Source organism: Croceitalea vernalis, from assembly GCF_031846405.1.
Classification (GTDB): Bacteria; Bacteroidota; Bacteroidia; order Flavobacteriales; family Flavobacteriaceae; genus Croceitalea; species Croceitalea vernalis.
In genome coordinates, this window is sequence record NZ_JAVRHU010000002.1 from 129,585 (window position 1) to 150,747 (window position 21,163).

Below are 21,163 nucleotides of genomic sequence, written 5' to 3' on the forward strand. Positions count from 1 at the left end.
ATAACATTCTATGAAGCTTTCGGCTAAGACAATTATCACTCATCTTTTAGTTTTAGGATTTTTTATGATTGCTTCACTGGCATACTTTTATCCAGTGCTTCAAGGCAAGGCCATTTATCAATCTGATATCGCTTTGTATAAGGGTATGGCCAAAGAACGTAATGATTACAAAGAAACCACTGGTGTTGAGTCATACTGGACAAACAGTGCTTTTGGAGGTATGCCTACCTATCAATTAGGAGCTAACTATCCTCATGACTATGTTAAGAAACTAGATCGTTTAATCCGATTTTTACCTCGCCCTGCCGATTACCTTTTTCTCTATTTTATAGGGTTTTATATTCTAATGCTTTGTATGAAAGTTGAATACCGACTGGCAATTTTAGGAGCATTGGGTTTTGGTTTTTCTACCTATCTCATTATTATTTTGGGTGTAGGGCATAATGCAAAGGCACATGCCCTTGCTTATTTGCCTATGGTTTTGGGTGGTATTATTTTAGTTTTCCGAAAAAAATATATTGTAGGTTTTCTGCTTACAGCAATTGCTATGGCGCTAGAGATAAGTGCTAATCATTATCAAATGACTTATTACTTTATGTTATTGGTTTTGATTTTGGGTATTGTCTATCTTATTTACGCAATTAAAAGAAAAGAACTAAAAAACTTCTTAAGTTCAGTAGGTATTTTAGTAGTAGCAGTAATACTAGGTATTGCCACAAATGCAACGAGTTTGCTTGCCACAAAACAATATGCCGATTGGAGTACTCGCGGAAAATCTGAACTCACCATTAATCCAGATGGCTCTTCAAAGGTGGCTGCCAGTGGTTTGGACAGAGAATACATTACTCAATATAGTTACGGTATTACAGAATCACTAGACTTATTTGTACCACGTTTTTTTGGAGGTTCAGGCAAAGAAAACTTAGGAAAAGATTCTAAAGTCTATAACTACTTTATTGAACAAGGCGTTCCACCTTCACAGGCTATTGATATCTCAGGGCTTTATTTGTATTGGGGTGAACAGCCAATAGTTGCGGGACCAGCGTATTTAGGTGCAGCTATTTTCTTTTTATTTATACTCTCTTTGTTTTTAGTTAAAGGCAAGAAAAAATGGTGGTTACTTTCAGGAGTGTTACTTTCTTTATTGCTCTCATGGGGAAAGAACTTTCCGGTGCTAACCAATTTTATGATTGATTACTTCCCGCTTTATAATAAGTTTAGAGCGGTATCGTCTATACAAGTTATTTTAGAGCTTTGTGTGCCTATACTTGCCATTTTAGGTTTAAAAGAAATCTTTAAGAAGACAGTAGACCAAAAAGTAAAACTAAACGCTCTAAAATTAAGTGTTTTCGTAACTACAGGTTTGGCGATAGCTATTTTTCTTATGAAAGGACTATTTGACTTTGAAGGTGCGACTGACGAGAGATTTAGAAGCTATTTTGGCGATGCAGCCTTAGAAATATTGAGAAGTGACCGCGAAGCTGTTTACATCAGCGATACCTTTAGATCTCTAATCTATGTGCTGCTTTGTGCAGGAGCCATATTCTTATTTCTTAAAGAGAAAGTAAAGAAGAACTTTGCCATCATTTTAATCGGATTATTCTTAGTTGTTGACTTAGTTGGCGTTAATCTTAGATATGTTAATACAGAAGATTTTGTGCGTCAACGTGCTGTAGAACAACCTTTTCAAGCATCTGAGGTTGATCAAGAAATTTTAAAGGACCAAGGTGTTTTTAGAGTCTTTGATCCGCAAGAAGGTTTAAACGGCTCTAGAACCTCATATTTTCACAAGTCTTTAGGAGGTTACCATGCTGCTAAGCCCAGAAAAATGGAGGAATTGGTGGAATATCATCTCTATAAAAATAATCTTCAGGTACTAAATATGTTGAACGTGAAGTATATCGTGCAGCAAGATGAAGAGGGGCGAAGTTTTCCAGGAGTAAATCCAGATGCCAACGGTAATGCATGGTTTGTTCAAAATATAGTAGGGGTGAATAATGCCGATGAAGAAATCAAGGCTTTAGATACCTTGAGCACAAAAGAATACGCCGTATTCAATAAAGCGACTTATGCGGACCTTAACGAATTCACTTATCAAAAAGATTCTTTGGCTAGTATTAATTTGATTGATTTTAGACCAAACGTCATTAAATATAAATCTTCTAGTGCTAATGATGGTTTCGCTGTTTTTTCAGAAATGCATTACCCGCATGGTTGGGTAGCTACTATTGATGGTAAAAAGGTTGCACATTTTAGAGTTAATTATGCCTTACGTGGATTACAAGTGCCAGCAGGGGAACATGAAATTGAATTTTCTTTTGAACCTAAAGTGGTTCAAACCGGTAGCACAATTGCATTGATAAGCAATATTCTACTTGGTCTTTTACTAGTGGGTGGAATTGTAATTGGGTATAGAAAACCGAAGAAAGAGGATTGATGAAAAAAGTTCTCATCGTTTGCTATTATTGGCCACCAGCAGGAGGTCCCGGTGTACAGCGGTGGTTGAAATTTGTAAAGTATTTACCTGAATTTGACATAGAGCCAATTGTATTCGTACCAAAAAATGCAAACTATCCCATTATTGATGATTCTTTACTAAAAGAAATTCCTAAGAACATAAGAGTCATCAAGCAGAATATATTTGAACCCTACGGTTTAGCAGCTATATTCTCAAAGAAAAAAACTAATCGAATAAGTTCTGGTATTATTCCAAAACATGAAAAACAATCAGTGATAGAACGTTTGTTTTTATGGATACGTGGTAATTTTTTCATTCCTGACGCCCGTAAGTATTGGGTAAAGCCTTCGGTTAAAACCTTAAGTAAACTAATTAAAGAAGAAAATATTCAAACAGTAGTTACCACTGGGCCACCACACAGTGTACAGCTTATTGGGTTAAAACTTAAGTCTAAATTTAATTTGAATTGGGTTGCTGACTTTAGAGACCCATGGACTAGTATTGGGTATCACAAAAAACTGAAACTTACCGAGTATTCTCAACAAAAACATAAGATTTTAGAAAAACAAGTGTTAAATTTTGCTGATAAGGTTTTGGTTACCAGTAAGGCCACAAAGCAAGAATTTGAGCACATTACTTCAAAGCCAATTGAAGTTATCACAAATGGATATGACGGATTAAAAATAGAAACAACACTAGACAAAAGTTTTACAATTTCCCATATAGGTTCTTTACTTACGGATAGGAATCCTGTACTGCTATGGGAAGTTTTAAAAGAATTATGTGATAGTCACCAAGCTTTTAAAAAGGTGCTTCAAATACAATTGATTGGTGTTATTGGTGATGGCGTAAAAGAATCTTTAGCCCAGTATGGATTATGTGATGTTGTTTTTGATAGGGGTTATGTTTCTCATTCAGAAGTTCTCACATTACAGGCCAAATCTCAGGTTTTGTTGCTTTTAGAAATTGATGCTGCAGAAACGCAGGGTATTATTCCGGGTAAGCTTTTTGAGTATTTGAATGCACGTAGACCAATATTAGCATTAGGCCCTATAAATTGGGAAGCAGGTGCAATGGTCGAAGAAACTAAATCGGGTGCTAGTTTTACCCCTAAAGATAAATTAGGCTTAAAAAATGTACTTTTAAAGTGGTTTAATGCGTATCAAAAAGGTGAATTAATTTTAAATTCAGAAGGAATTGAAAATTATAGTCGCCGCGAATTGACCAGAAAACTTGCCAAAAGTATCTCATGGGAATCGTCTTAAAGCAGTCTTTTAGAAATACTGTACTTACTTTTATAGGGTTCGCTTTTGGCGCCGTCAACACACTATTTCTTTATACGAATATCTTAGAACCTGATTATTATGGCCTGGTCACCTTTATTTTAGCAACTGGAGCTATTTTAATGCCTTTATTTGCTTTTGGAGCTCATAATACGCTTGTAAAATTTTATAGCGCTCAAAACGAAAGTGCTAAAAACGCATTCTTAACCTTAGTATTGATTTCACCATTACTAGTTTTAATACCCGCTGCAGGTTTAACCTGGTTTTTCTACGATATTATAGCCGATTTTTTATCACGAAAAAATGAAATTGTCATTAACTATGTCTGGCATTTGTTTTTGGTGGGTTTTGCCATGGCTTATTTCGAAGTTTTTTATGCGTACAGTAAAGTTCATTTGAAATCGGTTTTTGGTAATTTTATGAAAGAAGTCTTTGGAAGAATATGCATCACTATACTCCTTGTACTACTATATTTTGAGATTATTTCACTGGACGTTTTTCTTAAAGCAATTGTTGGAATTTACTTGCTAAGAACACTGATTATGAAACTATATGCCTATAGTATTCGTAAGCTGAATTTAGATTTCAATTTCCCTAAAGAGACAAAAGTCATTTTGCAATACGGTATGCTTATGGTTTTAGGTGGCTCTGTGGCTCTTGTTTTAATAGAAATAGATAAGTTCATGATCAATCAGTTAATATCAATTGATAATGTGGCTTATTATGGCGTAGCGGTCTATATTGCCACTGTAATTAGTGTACCTAACCGTGCAATGAATCAAATTACTTACCCTATGACAGCGTCATATTTGAATACGGGTAATCATTTTGAATTAGAACATTTGTACAAAAAAACCTCGTTGACTTCATTTATTGCATCAGGGCTACTCTTAGTTTTGATTGTTGTGAATATTGAAGATTTATACACCCTTATTCCTAAGGCCTATACCAATGGTTTTGTTATAGTTTTTATTATCGGAATGGCAAAAGTTTTTGATTCCTTTTTAGGGAACATCAATGCCATCTTATACTATTCAAAATATTACAAAACAGTTTTATGGTTTGGGGTTTGTTTGGCCCTATTAACTATTTTATTGAATTTATGGTTGATACCAATTTATGGTATAGAGGGTGCGGCTTTAGCTAGCTTTATCTCTATTCTTGTTTTTAATTTAATAAAAATGGTTTTCGTGAAATTGAAGTTTGGAATAGTGCCTTATTCAGCTGCCACACTTAAGGTTTTTCTTCTTCTAGTTTTCTTGGGTTTTCTTTTTTGGCAATTGACTTTTAATTTTCACCCGATTATTGCAATCAGCGCTAAATCCATTTTAATAATTACGATGTATTTAGGTATTCTGTATCGTTTTAAAATTTCTGAAGACGTTTCTGCTCTTTTAAATAAAATTTTAAAACGTAAAGTTTAAAAGCTGAAATCTAATTAACAATCGGATTATTGTTCGAATAGAAAACCCCGTAGCGAATAAATTCAACTACGGGGTAACAACTAACCAACCTAAAAACTTTCTTTGGTACCCTGAATCTATTTCAGGGTTTGTTTATTATTGTCTTCTAGAACTTCTTGATGTTCTTGAAGTCGTGGAACTACTTCTTTTAGTTGAAGTACTTCTGCTTACCGTTCTCTTTTGAGGTGTACTACGTTGTACACTTTTAGCTCTGTTTTGAGATCTTCTATTACTTGAAACGCTTCGGCTCTGTGGCTTTTTATACGTTTTAGTAGTTCTATTCACTATACGCTTTTGAGGCGTTCGTGTTACTTCTCTTTTAGTGACCGTCGTACTTCTTGGAGTACGTGTTACCGACCTTTGCGTCGTAGTATTACGTTTGTTTGATCGAGTGGCAACCGTATTTCCTCTGCGGACATCACTATTTCTAATCGTCTTACTTCTATCACTAGAGGTTCTACCAGAGTTTCTTCTTAATCCATCATTAGATCTGGTGTTATTTCTTGACGTAACAGCTCTGTCATTTCTTAGACTCGTATTTCGTCTACCTCTGTTTTCACGAACCGATACACGGTTGTCGTTTCTATACACATTAGCTCTTCGAGATTTGTTATAACGATATTCTCTACCTCTATTAACATAAGCTCTTCGTATATTGTTTCTATAAGGTCTGTACCAAGAGTAGCGAATAGGATTGTACCATCTTCTATAAGGTGTTGTCCATACGTTACAAAATCCTATACCTGGTCTTGCAAACCATCTATTATATTGTCTGAACCTAAAGTTTCTATTATATACGTTTACAAATCCGGTGTAATGACTAAATGTTCTTCCGTTGTAAAAGACGTTTAGCCCACCAACACGTCTCACTAATCCGTTTCTATACCAAACATCTACACCACCAATTTGTGATACACGTCCGTAATAATCGTAGAAAACAGGAACATTTTCAACTTGAATAATTGCACCGTAATCATCATATTGTACAAACGGATTGTAATTGTATCCAGAATTAAATGTTAATCCAATATTACCAACTCTTGTTCCAACTCCAACATTAACTTGATTGTTAATAAAGAAATCAAATTCTCCATCAGGATAAACCGAGAAGGTCACTCCGTTTTCTACGAAGATGAAGGAGTTACTGTCGCGAAATGCATTAACAACAACCTTATCTTCTAGCATTTCAGCTTTAGTCATGGCAGTGCCAAAAAAGACTGCTGCAATTATAAGTACTAACTTTTTCATACTATAAGGTTTTAAATTCTGGAAGTAACTATTTACTTTCCGATTAGTATGTACCAAACAGCGTGCCAAAAAAGTCAACTATTTAAAAATCAATTATTTAAATTATGAATAAGAGATATTTAGCTACAATAATGAAGGAAACAAAGTGTAAATATCTGTTCAAGTCCAAGAACTTTATAGAAAGCCCAATTGACGTATTGATGAGGAAACTTCTAGTTATCTTTATCTAATCTTCTCTGCCAAATACTTGGCAGTATGTGATGCCTTATTTTGAATGAGTTCTTCTGGAGTGCCTTCGGCCAACAGATACCCACCATTAGCACCGCCTTCAGGGCCTAAGTCAATGATATAGTCAGCACACTTGATAAGTTCAATATTATGTTCAATAACGACTATAGAATGTCCTTTATCTAATAGCTCATCAAAAGACTTTAATAGCTTTTTTATGTCATGAAAATGCAATCCGGTTGTTGGTTCATCAAAAATAAAGAGTGCTTTTTCTTTGGTATTGCCTTTAACTAAAAAAGAAGCTAGTTTAATTCGTTGTGCTTCACCACCAGATAGGGTAGAGGAGCTTTGTCCTAAAGTAACATACCCTAGACCAACATCTTGCAGCGGTTGTAATTTTTTAATGATCTTATCTTGCTTATGAGTTTTAAAATGTGAAATGGCATTGTCAATGGTTAACATTAAAATATCATTAATACTCTTACCTTCAAATTTAACTTCAAGCACTTCTTTTTTAAAGCGCTTACCTTCACAGACATCACACTCTAAGTGCACGTCAGCCATAAACTGCATTTCTACTGTAATTTCACCTTCGCCCTTACATTTTTCACAGCGACCACCATCTACATTAAAAGAGAAGTGTTTTGCTTGGTAGCCTCGTAATTTACTTAACTTCTGTAAGGCAAATAAAGCTCGGATATCATCATATGCCTTTATATAAGTAACGGGGTTAGAACGCGATGACCGACCAATTGGGTTTTGATCCACAAATTCTACATGCTTTATTTGAGAATATTTACCTTCAATTTTAGTAAACTGTCCTGCTTTTTCTCCATATCCTCCTGATTCTTTTAATATAGCCGGATACAAGATTTTTTTGACCAAGGTGCTTTTACCACTACCAGAAACACCTGTCACAACAGTTAACATATTTAATGGAAAGGTAGCATTGATATTTTTTAAGTTGTTTTCCCTAGCCCCAACTATCTGTATGTGGTTTTTAGAATTTCGGCGCTCTTTAGGCACTTCAATTTCCATAGCACCATTCAAGTAGGATGCAGTTAACGAGTCTGATTTTAGGATGGCATCCATAGTTCCTGTTGCGACGACCTCGCCACCTAAGGTTCCCGCTTCTGGTCCGATATCAATAACTTCATCGGCCGCTTTCATGATATCCTCATCATGCTCGACTACAATAACGGTATTGCCCAAATCACGAAGCGATTTTAAAACATCAATCAGATTCTCCGTATCCTTTGGATGCAAACCAATACTGGGTTCATCTAATATGTACATGGAACCTACCAGGCTACTGCCTAGCGATGTCGCTAAGTTGATGCGTTGACTTTCACCCCCAGATAGGGTGTTTGATTTTCGGTTAAGGGTTAAATAACTCAAACCTACTTTAGTAAGATAGTTTAAACGCGTGCTAACCTCTTTCAATAACCTTTTTGCAATAGTGGTATCGTGTTCTGATAATTCAAGCTCTTCAAAGAAAGAAACTAAATCTTCAATTGGTAATTCTATAATATCAGAAATAGAATTTCCATTTATCTTAACATAGTCTGCTTCTTTGCGCAATCGTTTACCTTTACAAACAGAACATTTAGTTTTTCCTCTGTAACGAGAAAGCATTACCCGATTCTGAATTTTGTAACTCTTTTCTTCAAGCTGTTCAAAGAACTTATGTATACCTATAAAGTGTTCATTTCCATCCCAGACCAATTGCCTTTGTTCATCAGAAAGTTCAAACCACGGTTTATGAATTGGAAAATCAAATTTATAAGACGAGTTAATTAACTGGTCTCTATACCAACTCATACTTTCACCGCGCCAGGGAAAAACGGCTTCTTCATAAATAGATAAGGCAGTATTAGGTATAACTAAGTCATCATCTATACCTATTACATCACCGTAGCCTTCACATCTTGGACAGGCCCCATAAGGATTATTAAAACTAAACAGATGTACATTAGGCTCTAGAAACTTCATACCGTCTAGCTCAAACTGATTACTAAAAACATGTTGATCTTCAGTTTCTACAATTTCAATAGCACATCGTCCTTTACCTTCAAAAAAAGCATTGTCAATGGCATTACCAAGTCTATTTAAAAAGTCTTCGTCATCTTTTACGACAATTCGGTCTACCACTAAATCAAAAGACTTACCTATATCGTTTGGAACTTGATCTATTCGTAATACTTGACCATTATATTTAATACGGGCATATCCTTGTTTTGAAAAGAGCTCTAATGATTTTAAAGAATCTCTATCTTCTTTTATAGTAATTGGAGCTAATAATAAAAGTTTTGTGCCTTCATCAAAGGTCTTGACATGATTAACTACATCAGTTACAGTATCCTTCTTAACTTCTTCTCCTGATACCGGGGATATGGTTTTGCCAATACGGGCAAATAACAATTTGAGATAGTCATAAACCTCCGTCGTTGTACCTACTGTAGAACGCGGATTGGTTGAATTCACTTTTTGCTCAATGGCAATTGCAGGGGCAATACCTTTTATATAGTCCACCTTGGGTTTGTCTAATTTTCCTAAAAACTGACGAGCATAGGAAGAAAGGCTTTCGACATAACGACGTTGACCCTCTGCATACAAGGTGTCAAAAGCTAGGCTAGACTTGCCTGAGCCTGATAAACCAGTGATGACAACAAGCTTATTTCTTGGAATAACAACATCAATATTCTTAAGATTGTGCAGTTTGGCACCTTTTATGATAATATTCTCCTTAGGATTTACATCTTTAATAGCTGTCATTCGTCGAAAAAATTTGGTCAAAGATACGATTCAAGTGAGTTAATGTCTATTTTTGTAGTAGTTGACATCGTTAAATCCGCATCTCACAACATAGTTTTTTCAACAATATTGCATTGGACTATATTTGAGCTGTAATTAAAACCCTGATAGGCCTATACAGAAATAATTACTTTTTTAAAATTATACTAATAACTCAAAGTCACATCCCCTGGTGGATTGGCTCTAATTTTAACCAAAAAGTAATTTGTATGGAACTACAAATCGAAGACTCGATATTGGTCAGGAATTATATTGACGGAGACGAAAAATCCCTTGAAGTCCTAATCAACCGCCACAATCAAAGAATTTCTAGCTTTATCTACTCTAAAGTGTTAGATAGAGATATTACCGAAGATATTTTTCAAGACACCTTTATTAAAGTAATTAAGACCCTTAAGCGTGGTTCGTACAGCGAAGAAGGTAAATTTTTACCATGGGTGATGCGAATAGCACACAATTTAATAATTGACCACTTTCGCAAGAATAAAAGAATGCCAAAGTTCGAAGGTAGTGATGACTTCAATATCTTTTCAGTTATTAAAGATGATAAGTTAAACGCTGAAAAACAGTTAATTAAGAATCAAATAGATAGTGATTTGACTTTGTTAATTGATGAGTTGCCTGATGATCAACGTGAGGTTTTAATGATGCGTATCTATAAGGATATGAGTTTCAAAGAGATTTCTGAAAATACAGGTGTGAGTATTAATACGGCTTTAGGACGAATGAGATATGCTTTAATAAATCTTAGAAAGATTGTAGATAAGCATAATATCGTTTTAACGAATTAATCTGCATTAGGTCGAACGGAGCAATATTTCCATTTTAGTGGCGTTATTCTATCATAACATTAATGCCCGAATATGGAAGAAATTTACTCTGAAGAACAACAAATTTGTAGAATCGCAAAGGCTAAACCTGAGACAGTTTCGTTTTTGTTAGCATTCTCTAAGTCAATGAGAGTCATTGATTACAACAACATGAAGTTTGAAACGGTTTTAAATTAACCACAAACTTTTAAGGATTAAAAAAACCGCTATTTAGCGGTTTTTTTAGTTTTATAATAATCGTTTAAGACCGTTTTTCGTCCAATTTTCTTCGTAATAATGTCTTTTTCAAGATCCCAACCTCTAGCAGGAGAGTATTCTCTACCGTACCAAATTATTTGAAGGTGAAGATCGTTCCAAATTTCTTTAGGAAACAATCGTTTTGCGTCTTTTTCAGTCTGAACAACATTTTTGCCGTTAGTAAATCCCCAGCGATACATCAAACGATGTATATGAGTGTCTACCGGAAATGCTGGAATACCATAAGCTTGAGAAACTACCACACTGGCTGTTTTATGACCAACGGCAGGAAGTTGTTCTAATAATTCAATTTCTTGAGGCACTTCTCCGTCATATTTGTCTATTAGAATATGAGATAAACCATGAATTCCTTTTGATTTCATTGGCGAAAGCCCCACTGGGCGTATGATATCTCTAATTTCATCAACCGTCATTTTAACCATGTCGTAAGGGTTATCGGCCTTTTCAAATAATAAAGGTGTAATCTGATTTACACGCACATCTGTACTTTGAGCTGACATCAAAACAGCAATTAACAAAGTATAAGGGTCTTTATGCTCAAGCGGAATTGGAATAGTAGGATAAAGCTCTTTTAATGTTTTAATTGTGAAGTCAACTTTATCTTGTTTGGTCATTTTTGTTTAATTTTATCAAAAATACTCTAAACAAAATATTTTTAATATGAATACATTGAAAGCAGGCGATAAAGTACCTGAATTTTCATCAAAAGACCAAGACGGAAACACAATAAATCTCTCAGACTACAAGGGTAAAAAGCTTATAATATTCTTTTACCCAAGAGCAAATACTCCTGGTTGTACGGCTGAGGCTTGTAATCTAAGAGACAATTATACAGAACTTCAAAGTCGAGGCTATCATTTGCTAGGTGTTAGTGAAGACACTGAGAAAAAGCAAGCAAAATTTAGAGATAAGTACGAATTTCAATACCCTTTATTGGCAGATGAAGACCATACAGTAATTGATGCTTTTGGTGTTTGGGGTCCGAAAAAGTTTATGGGAAAAGAATATGATGGCTTGCACAGAACTACCTTTATAATTAATAATGGAGTAGTGGAACGTGTTATTTCAAAGGTCAAAACCAAAGATCATGCTGCACAAATTTTAGAAGCATAAATTGATTACAACTTATGTCATAAAGGAGTAGCGTCAAGCCTTGTTACTCCTTTTTATTCTTCTTCAACTTCTTCAGCCTCAAGCTCTTTTCGGACAAAAAGTTTTTTTTCTTTGATAATTTCAGAAATACCCTCAGGTAACATTTGTTCCCATCCTTCTTCTCCCTTAGTAATGCGTTTAAGAACTTCCCTTGAGAAAATATCCATAATATCAGGGTCGTAATCAATTATGTCCATCACCTTATTATTATACTTGAAGAATTTATATAATTCTTTCATTCTTGGATGAACTTTGACATTATTACTTGTCATTATTTGTCCGGTATTAGCATCTTTCATTGGGTACAAGTATACCTTCAAATCTTTGAAAAATAATTTACCGAACGCCTCTAATATACCTCCACTCAAATGGCGATAGTACTTCTCATCGAATACATCAACTAAATTATTTACCCCCATAGTCAGACCAATACGCGCTTTGGTATAATTATTAAGGTATTCAACTAGTTTGTAATATTCTTGAAATTTAGAAATCATTACCGTATGACCTAGAGAACATAAGAGTTCTGCACGATCCATAAAATCTTGCTCATCTATTTCGCCAGAGGCCCTTAAATTTGACAGTGTTATTTCAAAAATGACTATAGTATTATCATAATCTACAGTTTGCTCACGGACAAAAATGTCATGTGATTTTTGAAACATATCCATATTCACTTTGGTAACCGGTCTAAAACTACCTCTAAGTGCCAATATGTTCTTTTTATATAAGATGGAGGCAGGCAGAAGATTGTTACCATCAGGACCAAACATAACCGCATCGGTCATATCATTCTTAATCAATTGAAGGCTCATTAATCTATTATCAACATCTTTAAAACTAGGTCCTGTGAAGTTGATCATATCAATTTCTAATGTGTCTTTGTCAATATGATCGTACAGATATTTAAGTAATTTACGGGGTTTATGGTATTTAAAAAACGCCCCATAAATAAGGTTTACACCAAGAATGCCTAATGTTTCTTGTTGTAACCGAGCTTCATTTTGTTTAAAGCGAACATGTAAAATTATTTCATCATGTTCTTTCTGGTTAGGATCTAATTGAAAACGGAGTCCAATCCAGCCATGACCTTTAAAACGTTTAGAGAAATCAATGGTTGCAACAGTATTGGCGTAAGAAAAGAAAAGATAATCTGGATTGTTTTTTCTGTCAATTCGCTCTTCGACTAATCGCATCTCATGCTTCAACATGGTCTTAAGTCTAGCTTGTGTTACATAGCGACCATCTTCTTCTACACCGTAAATAGCGTCACTAAAAGACTTGTCATAAGCGCTCATTGCTTTTGCAATAGTACCTGAAGAAGCACCAGCTCTAAAAAAATGCCTTGCCGTTTCTTGTCCGGCACCAATTTCAGCAAAAGTACCATAGATGTCAGGATGTAAATTAATCCGTAAAGTTTTGGCTTTTATAGAGGGTATATTTTCGAACTCTTTAATCTTATTAGTTAGCGTACTCATGTGACGTCTTTTGTTGTTAACAAAGTTAAGAAGTTAGCAAATTCTTTTAGACAAATAAGTTATAATTTTGATTAAAATGAAAGAAGGCTTAAAAGTTACTTTTCTAGGTACTGGAACATCGCAGGGCATACCTATTTTAGGAAGTCAACATCCTGTTTGTTTAAGCAGCGATTCAAGAGATAAACGACTTCGAGTTTCTGTTTTAGTCCAATGGGATGAATTTAATTATGTAATAGATTGTGGGCCTGATTTTAGACAACAACTTTTAAAGAACCCCATTGATTCATTAGACGGTGTTCTTTTTACACATGAACATGCTGATCACACGGCTGGTATTGATGATATTAGACCGTTTTTCTTTCGCCAAGGTGATATTCCTATATATGCTCACGAACGAGTAGTAACTGCTCTAAAACGACGATTTGACTATATTTTTGCCAACGAGAATCGTTATCCTGGTGCGCCAGCAGTAGCTATTAATTTAGTGGACAAAAACAGCTCTTTTGAGTTGGAAGGACTTAGAGTAACACCAATTGAAGTATTGCATAATCGTTTACCTGTTTTGGGCTATCGCATTCAAGATTTTGTTTATTTGACTGATGTAAAGCGTGTAGAAGATGCTGAAATTGAAAAGCTAAGGGGTTGTAAGGTGCTTGTGGTTAATGCCTTAAGAATTGAACCGCACCATTCTCATTTTAATTTGGAAGAAGCATTAGAATTTGCCGAGTTAATAGGAGCGGAGCGGACATATTTTACTCATATTAGTCATTTACTGGGCTTTCATGAAGAAGTAGAAAAAAAATTACCTGAGAATGTTTTTTTAGCCTATGATAATTTAAAAATCTCAATTTAGATGAAAAAGAATATCTTTTTATACCTGTTTGTGTTTGTTGCGCTCATTCTATTGTACAGTTTGGTTAATGGTAATAAAATTCAGAATGAAAATGAGTCTGATATTTTAAAACTGCAGAATAAAATTGAAGCTTTAGAAGATTCTGTACAACAAGAAAAATTGCATATTCTTGATATACAGTATTTTTCTTTAGAGAATAATGATGATGCTTTAGCTTATTATGAGCACCTGAATTTGGAAAACCCTACGCGTTATATTGAAGACAAATTATTGGAAACCAATGAAAATAAAGGAGATAATCCTTTAATTCCGTATGAAGGAATGGATAGTGATTTTAAAATAAATAAAATCAAAGTAATGAACCATCGATGGATTGTCGCCGATTTCTCAGATGGGCAATATTGGGGTGATTTAGTGATTAAATACGAACTTAAAGATGATATGAGCGTAGATTTTACACTTTTAGACCATTTGCTTTATACAAGGAGTAATTGAAAAAAGTATTTAAAACGCTCTATAATCACCGCTTAAATATTGATTAGCCTCATCTTCTGCGAATTCAGCATTTTCACTATCCCAATGCAAGGTCTGATTAGGAAAACGCCCAGCAATTACCCCTAACAAGATAGTTTCCGTTAGTTTTGAAGCATACGAAAAAGGAGCTGTACACTCATCTTTACCTAGGCAAGCATCAACGAATTGATGGTAATGTTTTGGCCCTTCCGAAGCGTAATCTCTAATTGGTTTACCCATATTATTAGCTTGTTCTACAGCAGCAATTTCAGCTGATATGTCAACAAATTGCCCATCAACAATTTTCTTAGGTAGCTGCATAAAGTGTGGTAGCAGTAAGCGCCCATTTTCGCCAATGAACATTGCTCCTTGGTCTGGAAGTTGGCCTTCACTTGCAATTTTTGAATCTAAAGACATTTTATCTTCCAATGAATCTTCTTCATTTTCAGTAGTTGTTGCAATTTCAGCATTGGGCAACTTTAGATCTTCATGTGAAGAAGGAGCACCCGGTCCATCAGACCAAATCCATTTTAAGGTTTCTGTGGTGTACGCTGTACCAGGAAATTCATAGGTTACTGAGTTGTTTTCAGGATACCCAAATCCATTAGGTTCACGGCATTCATTCTTGATTGTTCTCGGAACATCCAACTCCAAAGCGTTATAGGGTGTATCGAAAATATGTACCCCCATATCACCTAAGGTTCCACATCCGTAGTCCATAAGTTTACGCCAATTCCCTGGGTGATAAATGCCTTCTTTGTATGGTCTCTGAGCAGAAGTCCCTAGCCATAGATTCCAATCCAAAGTTTCTGGAATGGTATCTTCTCCTTCTGGTGTTGGTCCATCATATCCCCAATTCTTAGGTGACCAGGCTCTCACTGTGTGCACCTTTCCTATGATTCCTGATTGAATAAGTAAAGTTGCCAATTTATAGTCATAGAAAGAATGTACTTGAATACCCATTTGGGTAATCAAGCCTTTTTCAGTCGCAATTTTATTCATTTCTCTAGCTTCCGAAACATAATGTGTCAATGGTTTTTGGCAATAGACAGACTTATTAAAATTCATAGCCATTAGCGAAGCAGGTGCATGAGTATGATCTGGAGTAGAAACAATGACAGCGTCAATCTCATCTTTGATTTCTTCAAGCATGAGCCTATAATCAGTAAAAGTCATGGCATTTGGGTGTAATACTTTTGCCGCAGCCAGATTATTCGCGTCAACATCACATAAGGCAACAACATCTACTTTAGCATGCGAAGAGATATCTCTCAAATCTTCGCCACCCATATTACCAACACCAATATGTGCTGTTCTTAATCTTTCTAATTTGGGAAGCTTTTTTGATTCACTTTTTTCTTCTTCTTTACAAGCAAGAAAAATGGATGGCATTACAGCCGTAGAAGAAGCTAGAATAGCTGATTTTTTAAGGAAGTCTCTTTTTTTCATGACTTTGAAAAGATAAAGTTATAATTCTTTAATTTTTATGTTCCGAAACCAAATAGGGCTCGAATGATCTTGTAGACCAATGTAACCGGTTTTAAATTTACCATAATCCGGACTGTTTTTCCACTTATCAGAATTTTTCTTCTCATACCAGTCATCAGACCATGGTACAAACGATAAAATTTGTTTACCATTGAGCCAGTGCTCAACCTTTTCAGGAGTAAAAATTATTTTACTAGAATTCCATGTTCCAGCAGGGTGTAAGACTTTATTTTTTGAATCAGCAGGATGCATGGCATAATCGGAACCCGTTCGTTGCAATGGCTTTAGCTCACTTGGGTTTTCAGTGTACCCTAAACTAAGATTGTAAGCTGTTATATCGTGTATTTGAGCATAATTTTCGTCATCAATTAATTGATATTCAGGAGAAACAACCGGTGGCCCTTCATACCCTTCTTGCACATGATAAAATATACCACTATTTCCACCCTTAGGTAGTTTCCATTCTAAGTAGAGCTCGAAATTATCGAATTTTTTTCCTGCAAAGATGATGTCTTCACCTCCTTTATAATTTTGTTCTAAGCCCAATTGAGTATCAAAAGTCAATGTACTGTCTTTTATAATCCAACCAGGAGGTAGACTTGTTGAATTATATCCACGCCAACCTTCTAATGAACTACCATCAAATAAATAAAACCAACTCTTCTTAGTTTCAACCTGAACAAGTTCAGAATGTTTTTCAGTTTTATTCTTTGTTTTGCATGATACCATTAAACTAAATGAAAAAATCACTAGGATAATTTTCTGCATCAATTTCTAATTTTAAAGGAGTTTAATTCCTTTAAATCTAAAAACAAAATTCTATTTTGACCTCTTTTTAGCCTATTATTTTGATTTTAAGGCTTCTTCAAGCCAAGAACGTAAAGCATAAAAGTTTTGTGGAGCTACGCCATGTCCGACGGGAAATTCTTCAAATTTGTGAGTAATTCCTAATTTTTTTAAAAATTCAGGAGCCCTTTGAGCCCAATCAATCGGAATTACTTGGTCTACTTGTCCATGAGAAGCATAAATACTAAGATTGCTATGGTCTTTATGCTGATACCCATCAGCTAAAATACCTTCATTAATGTAACCGCTTAGGGCAATTACATTCTTTATTTTTTCAGGGTAGGAGAGTGCTATGGCATAACTTAATATTGTTCCTTGACTAAAACCTAATAAACTTATATTGTCTTCATTTAAACTATATGCTTCACAAGCTTCTTTTATGAAAGTCAACATTTTTTGACATGAAAGAATAGCCTCTTCATCATCACTCCATTTACCATTTTGAGCATCAAAATTAATAGCATACCAGGCGTGACCGAAGGGTTCAAGTTTATAGGGCGCTCTTACGGAAATAATGAATATTTCTTTAGGAAGTTCACTAGCAAAAGAAAACAAATCTTCTTCATTACTTCCATAACCATGAAGCATGAAAAGCACTGGTGTATTATTAGTAATTTCTAATGATGGACGTGTCAGGTATTCGAGAGAGAGATCTTGTTGGGACATTTGATAGTTTTCAGTAATCAACTAATAAAAGTAAACCATTTTTGAAAATAGCTACCCAACATTGGTATTTCCTTTTTGTTACCATTTAGAGCTTGCAGAAAACCAAAGCCCCAAAGCATTAGGTAAAGTAAAAATAAGACCAAAGAAGCATAAGCAATGCCGGTAAAAGACAAGCCAATGGCCAAGGCATGAAATAATAAGTGAATACCAAATGCTTGTCGAATATGAAAGCGTGCAAAGGCATTTTTTGGCTCAAGGTTCATTGTGATAGCTATTAAACTTCCAACAATTGTGAAATAAGCAACAATAGCAGCTGTTTTACCTGCTACGAATTCTTCATTAGACATTTAAAACCATTTTGTCATTATTAATTGACCCATAAACTTTGCCTTTAAGCTTTCTATTTAAGAATATGGCATTCTTTGATTTTGAAAGTATGTTATCATAATTAAAAGTATGCTCTCCATCAGGATTAAATAGTGTAAGATTTGCTAATACTCCTTCTTCTATTTGAGGCAAAGGAATATTAAAACGAGCTCTACCTTTTGTAAGACAGTTAACTGTGTCTTCTAATCCAATAAGATTATTCAAAGCTCCAAAGGCGCTCTCTAATCCAATAGTGCCATATGCAGCGTTATCAAATTCGACTCTTTTTTCTTCAATATCGATAGGTCTATGGTCCGCAGTGATATAATCAATGGTTCCATTCAATAATCCTTTTAATAAGGCTTTATTATTTTTAGTGGTTCGTAACGGTGGTTTTACTTTAAAGCTGGTATCAAAACTTTCAAGTTCAGAATCCGTTAAACAAATATTATGAAGTGCAACACTGGTAGTTACATCAAGTCCTTTTTTCTTGGCTTCAGTAATGAGTTTGACTGCACCTGCTGTTGATATTGTCGGTATATGCAGCTTGCCCCCAGTATATTCTAAAACATATAGGTCACGTGCAATTTGAAGTTCTTCTGACAGGGCTGGAACACCTTTTAATCCAAGTCTAGTAGAAACCTCTCCTTCGTTAACAGTACCTTTTCCTTTGATAGCTACATCTTCAGGATATGAAAATACTAGTCCATTAAAGTTTTGTGCATATAGCAATGCAATTTTCAAAAGATTACTATTGGAAATTGGTTTTTTAAAGTCATAAAAGCCAACGGCTCCCATAGTTTGCATATCAAATAACTCGGCTAGTGCTTCTGATTTACTTTTTACGGTAAGGGCGCCTAAGGGATGTAAATTGGTAATAGTTGAGTTAGCACTATTTTTTAAGAAGACGATATCTGAACCTGTATCCGGTATTGGATTTGTGTTTGGATTTAAAAGAATATCTGTAAAACCACTTTTAGAAGCAACCTTGAGTCCATTTTCTAAGGTTTCTCGCTCCTCAAAACCTGGTTCACCAAAACTTACACTGGTATCAAACCACCCAATTGAAACATGAAGGTTATCTAATTTGATTTCTTTTGTACCATTAGCAGGAGTAATTCTTGAAGCGATTTTTTCAATCTTACCATTTTTAATGTGGATATCCCTTTTTTTATTGTGAATACTTGTATTAGAAGGGGCACTAATTGTGGCAGACTTTAAAAGGATGTTCATGCAATCAATTTTTGAATAAGCAATTCCAATAGAGCGAAAACTAGTGCAAAAATAACAAACCATTTCCAATAGTCCGTAATAGTGTTATCTTCAGCCAGTTCATTAAAAAGCTCTGATATGTTATTTTGAAAAGATGTAATATCTAAATTACTCATATCTTGATAGGATAAATTGCTTTCTGCTCTTGAATAATTAAAACTCAAATGTTGTAACGTATCTGAATCATTTAGAACAGCATAAATGCCATCCTCGTTGGGATTATCAATAAACAATAGTTTTATTTTATTAGCAAAAGACTGCTGTCTTGGTATAAATTCTTTGGTGTCTTTGTGTAAGGTAATGATATTGTCTTTTTTTAGGTTGGTCACAATATCTATGTCGTGTTCAACACCCATTTTCAGATAAAGAGAACTCCTTTTTAAACTAAAAGCTGCAATATTATATAGTGTTGGTACAATTAACGGGGAAGCTTGAAAATTGGAATTTTCTATATTAATTGGAGCCGTGAAAATATAAGTGTTTTCGAAATTTTGTAAAAATGGTTGATCATTAGAAAATGAAATTATGGTAGCCCCACTCTTGCTTGTTTTAAAAAAGGATTTAACCGTTGGATAATCAAAATTGGTAACTCGTTTTTCAAAAACATTTTGAAATAAGGGATGGTCAAAATTGATTTTTGAAACTGGTATTTCTAGACTTATCTTCTCTTGTAATCTTGCAGCGCCTAATTTAGATAGTAGCATATTATAAGACACCATATCTGATTTGGTTGATGGGATAATCATTAAACTGCCACCTTCTTTTTTAAAAGAATTTAAGACCGTTTGCAAATTATCCGGTATTTGTTCTAGACCATTTAAAATAATAAGATTTTGTGCTTCAATGGCACCATAGTTTAATTGATTGAGATTATACCCAATAAATTCAAATTCTTTTGAGCCAAATATTTTTTCTATATAGTCAGATTCTGTCTGATTGATACTTAAAACTTTGATTGGCTTTTGTTCATCAATATTAAAATAGAACACATTGTCATAAGAAAGACCGTTGTCATTGATGAGTATTTTTCCTTTAATTTTTTCCTTTTCTGGTATAGAAAAAACAACTTCGTTTTTTACTTTATTTTCACCAACGATTGCGGTCTTTGCAATAAGCTGAGCATCGTTAAAGAGAGAAATAGGAATACTCTCATCTGTTTGTAAGCCCGATATAACAGTGTGCAATTCTACTTGATTATTCAGCCTTTTACCTAAGTAAATAGAATCTATCGCAATATTTGATTGTTGATTAGCTTCTAATTGAACTAAATGAATATTTGTTCTTTCTGATAATCGATCTGATAAAGACCCTAGTCTATTTTGAAAATCGGAAATCACAATTAAATTTTGAACACTAGAGTTGTCTGTTTTAAAGAATTTTTTGGCCTTAAAGAAAATCTCGTCTAGTGATAATTGTTTACTTGTATACTCAAGGGATAAAAGTGGGTTTTGAATTGCTTTTAAAGTAGTTGATTTAAAGGTTTTATCATTAGTGAAAAGGGTAAATTCAGTTTCTTCGGGTATAAACTTTAAAACATCTTGAATTGATTTTTCAAGTAAACTAAGTCCCTCTTTTTTGCTTTGCATACTGAACGAATTATCTAGATAGATAACAGTTTCTTTTTCTTTAAGGGCATTTTCTTTTGCTAAAAATGGTTGGGCAAAAGATATGACCAGACAGGCCATTAAAAACAAGCGTGTTAAAAGTAATAACCATTTTTTTATACTACTACTTTTGCGTGATTCCACAACGACTTTTTGAAGCATTGCCACATTGGTAAATGGCGTCTTTTTAAAACGTCTGAGCTGAAAAAGATGAATAATGATAGGGATTAACAGTAGTAGAAGGGCCCAAAGTAATTCTGGATGTTTAAACTGCATTCCTGTTTTTGATTATGTAAATATACGGCTTTGTTAATTTTGGTAAGAGTTCTTGACCTGTTAAGAG

General features: G+C 34.5%; 17 protein-coding genes. 7 read left to right on the forward strand and 10 right to left on the reverse strand.

All coding sequences use genetic code 11. The annotated features are described in order from the left end of the window. Window positions 1-10 precede the first annotated feature (10 nt). The 3 genes from RM520_RS06995 to RM520_RS07005 are packed head-to-tail and all read left to right on the forward strand — an operon-like array spanning window position 11 to window position 5,165. A complete protein-coding gene (locus tag RM520_RS06995) occupies window positions 11-2,437 on the forward strand; it encodes a YfhO family protein (RefSeq protein WP_311387457.1) in 2,427 nt (808 codons plus the stop codon). Further along, window positions 2,437-3,723 (forward strand): glycosyltransferase, encoded by a 1,287-nt coding sequence (locus tag RM520_RS07000; RefSeq protein WP_311387458.1) that lies wholly within the window; start codon window positions 2,437-2,439, stop codon window positions 3,721-3,723. Before RM520_RS06995 ends, RM520_RS07000 begins: the two co-directional genes overlap by 1 nt. Then, complete coding sequence (locus RM520_RS07005; protein ID WP_311387459.1) at window positions 3,708-5,165, forward strand: lipopolysaccharide biosynthesis protein; 1,458 nt, start codon at window positions 3,708-3,710, stop codon at window positions 5,163-5,165. The genes RM520_RS07000 and RM520_RS07005 overlap by 16 nt, the downstream gene beginning before the upstream one ends. A 135-nt stretch (window positions 5,166-5,300) precedes the next feature. Here RM520_RS07005 and RM520_RS07010 read toward each other — a convergent pair whose 3' ends face one another. Further along, window positions 5,301-6,452: a hypothetical protein gene (locus RM520_RS07010; protein WP_311387460.1), complete on the reverse strand. Its 1,152-nt coding sequence runs from the start codon at window positions 6,450-6,452 to the stop codon at window positions 5,301-5,303. A gap of 222 nt (window positions 6,453-6,674) precedes the next feature. After that, on the reverse strand, window positions 6,675-9,455 hold the full coding sequence (gene uvrA, locus RM520_RS07015) for an excinuclease ABC subunit UvrA (protein WP_311387461.1): 2,781 nt from the start codon (window positions 9,453-9,455) through the stop codon (window positions 6,675-6,677). A gap of 248 nt (window positions 9,456-9,703) precedes the next feature. Here uvrA and RM520_RS07020 point away from each other — a divergent pair, with 248 nt between their 5' ends. Further along, window positions 9,704-10,285 (forward strand): RNA polymerase sigma factor, encoded by a 582-nt coding sequence (locus RM520_RS07020; RefSeq protein WP_311385013.1) that lies wholly within the window; start codon window positions 9,704-9,706, stop codon window positions 10,283-10,285. A gap of 245 nt (window positions 10,286-10,530) precedes the next feature. Here RM520_RS07020 and RM520_RS07025 read toward each other — a convergent pair whose 3' ends face one another. Then, a complete protein-coding gene (locus RM520_RS07025) occupies window positions 10,531-11,196 on the reverse strand; it encodes an endonuclease III domain-containing protein (protein ID WP_311385014.1) in 666 nt (221 codons plus the stop codon). Window positions 11,197-11,242: 46 nt separating this feature from the next. On the opposite strand from RM520_RS07025, the gene bcp reads away from it, so the two are divergent. Beyond that, window positions 11,243-11,695, forward strand: coding sequence for a thioredoxin-dependent thiol peroxidase (gene bcp / locus RM520_RS07030; RefSeq protein WP_311385015.1), 453 nt, complete (start codon window positions 11,243-11,245; stop codon window positions 11,693-11,695). Window positions 11,696-11,748: 53 nt separating this feature from the next. Here bcp and RM520_RS07035 read toward each other — a convergent pair whose 3' ends face one another. Beyond that, window positions 11,749-13,212 carry a TonB-dependent receptor gene (locus tag RM520_RS07035; protein WP_311385016.1) on the reverse strand — a complete coding sequence of 488 codons (1,464 nt, stop codon included), beginning with the start codon at window positions 13,210-13,212 and terminating at the stop codon, window positions 11,749-11,751. Between the two features lie 76 nt (window positions 13,213-13,288). Between RM520_RS07035 and RM520_RS07040 the strand changes: the two genes are divergently transcribed. Further along, entirely contained in the window at window positions 13,289-14,065 is a 777-nt protein-coding gene (locus tag RM520_RS07040; RefSeq protein ID WP_311387462.1) for an MBL fold metallo-hydrolase, read from the forward strand. Further along, window positions 14,066-14,560, forward strand: a complete 495-nt coding sequence (locus RM520_RS07045; protein ID WP_311385018.1) for a hydrolase — start codon at window positions 14,066-14,068, stop codon at window positions 14,558-14,560. A gap of 9 nt (window positions 14,561-14,569) precedes the next feature. Here the strand turns inward: RM520_RS07045 and RM520_RS07050 are convergent, their stop codons facing one another. The 6 genes from RM520_RS07050 to RM520_RS07075 form a co-directional block, all read right to left on the reverse strand. Then, complete coding sequence (locus RM520_RS07050; protein WP_311385019.1) at window positions 14,570-16,027, reverse strand: Gfo/Idh/MocA family protein; 1,458 nt, start codon at window positions 16,025-16,027, stop codon at window positions 14,570-14,572. Between the two features lie 18 nt (window positions 16,028-16,045). Then, window positions 16,046-16,834, reverse strand: a complete 789-nt coding sequence (locus RM520_RS07055) for a 3-keto-disaccharide hydrolase (RefSeq protein WP_311387463.1) — start codon at window positions 16,832-16,834, stop codon at window positions 16,046-16,048. A gap of 75 nt (window positions 16,835-16,909) precedes the next feature. Further along, entirely contained in the window at window positions 16,910-17,578 is a 669-nt protein-coding gene (locus RM520_RS07060; protein WP_311387464.1) for an alpha/beta hydrolase, read from the reverse strand. 17 nt (window positions 17,579-17,595) lie between these two features. Next, window positions 17,596-17,925, reverse strand: coding sequence for a hypothetical protein (locus tag RM520_RS07065; RefSeq protein WP_311387465.1), 330 nt, complete (start codon window positions 17,923-17,925; stop codon window positions 17,596-17,598). Beyond that, window positions 17,918-19,177 (reverse strand): dihydroorotase, encoded by a 1,260-nt coding sequence (locus RM520_RS07070; protein WP_311387466.1) that lies wholly within the window; start codon window positions 19,175-19,177, stop codon window positions 17,918-17,920. Before RM520_RS07070 ends, RM520_RS07065 begins: the two co-directional genes overlap by 8 nt. Continuing rightward, window positions 19,174-21,096, reverse strand: coding sequence for a BatA domain-containing protein (locus tag RM520_RS07075; RefSeq protein ID WP_311387467.1), 1,923 nt, complete (start codon window positions 21,094-21,096; stop codon window positions 19,174-19,176). The genes RM520_RS07070 and RM520_RS07075 overlap by 4 nt, the downstream gene beginning before the upstream one ends. Window positions 21,097-21,163 lie beyond the last annotated feature (67 nt).

Bases quoted from the DNA above. Each gene is read 5' to 3' on its own strand.
- RM520_RS07010 (WP_311387460.1), bottom strand. From the start codon at position 6,452: ATGAAAAAGTTAGTACTTATAATTGCAGCAGTCTTTTTTGGCACTGCC.
- RM520_RS07035 (WP_311385016.1), bottom strand. From the start codon at position 13,212: ATGAGTACGCTAACTAATAAGATTAAAGAGTTCGAAAATATACCCTCT.
- RM520_RS07020 (WP_311385013.1), top strand. From the start codon at position 9,704: ATGGAACTACAAATCGAAGACTCGATATTGGTCAGGAATTATATTGAC.
- RM520_RS07025 (WP_311385014.1), bottom strand. From the start codon at position 11,196: ATGACCAAACAAGATAAAGTTGACTTCACAATTAAAACATTAAAAGAG.
- RM520_RS07075 (WP_311387467.1), bottom strand. From the start codon at position 21,096: ATGCAGTTTAAACATCCAGAATTACTTTGGGCCCTTCTACTACTGTTA.
- RM520_RS07045 (WP_311385018.1), top strand. From the start codon at position 14,066: ATGAAAAAGAATATCTTTTTATACCTGTTTGTGTTTGTTGCGCTCATT.
- RM520_RS07005 (WP_311387459.1), top strand. From the start codon at position 3,708: ATGGGAATCGTCTTAAAGCAGTCTTTTAGAAATACTGTACTTACTTTT.
- RM520_RS07070 (WP_311387466.1), bottom strand. From the start codon at position 19,177: ATGAACATCCTTTTAAAGTCTGCCACAATTAGTGCCCCTTCTAATACA.
- bcp (WP_311385015.1), top strand. From the start codon at position 11,243: ATGAATACATTGAAAGCAGGCGATAAAGTACCTGAATTTTCATCAAAA.
- RM520_RS07050 (WP_311385019.1), bottom strand. From the start codon at position 16,027: ATGAAAAAAAGAGACTTCCTTAAAAAATCAGCTATTCTAGCTTCTTCT.
- RM520_RS07065 (WP_311387465.1), bottom strand. From the start codon at position 17,925: ATGTCTAATGAAGAATTCGTAGCAGGTAAAACAGCTGCTATTGTTGCT.
- uvrA (WP_311387461.1), bottom strand. From the start codon at position 9,455: ATGACAGCTATTAAAGATGTAAATCCTAAGGAGAATATTATCATAAAA.
- RM520_RS07000 (WP_311387458.1), top strand. From the start codon at position 2,437: ATGAAAAAAGTTCTCATCGTTTGCTATTATTGGCCACCAGCAGGAGGT.
- RM520_RS07040 (WP_311387462.1), top strand. From the start codon at position 13,289: ATGAAAGAAGGCTTAAAAGTTACTTTTCTAGGTACTGGAACATCGCAG.
- RM520_RS07060 (WP_311387464.1), bottom strand. From the start codon at position 17,578: ATGTCCCAACAAGATCTCTCTCTCGAATACCTGACACGTCCATCATTA.
- RM520_RS06995 (WP_311387457.1), top strand. From the start codon at position 11: ATGAAGCTTTCGGCTAAGACAATTATCACTCATCTTTTAGTTTTAGGA.
- RM520_RS07055 (WP_311387463.1), bottom strand. From the start codon at position 16,834: ATGCAGAAAATTATCCTAGTGATTTTTTCATTTAGTTTAATGGTATCA.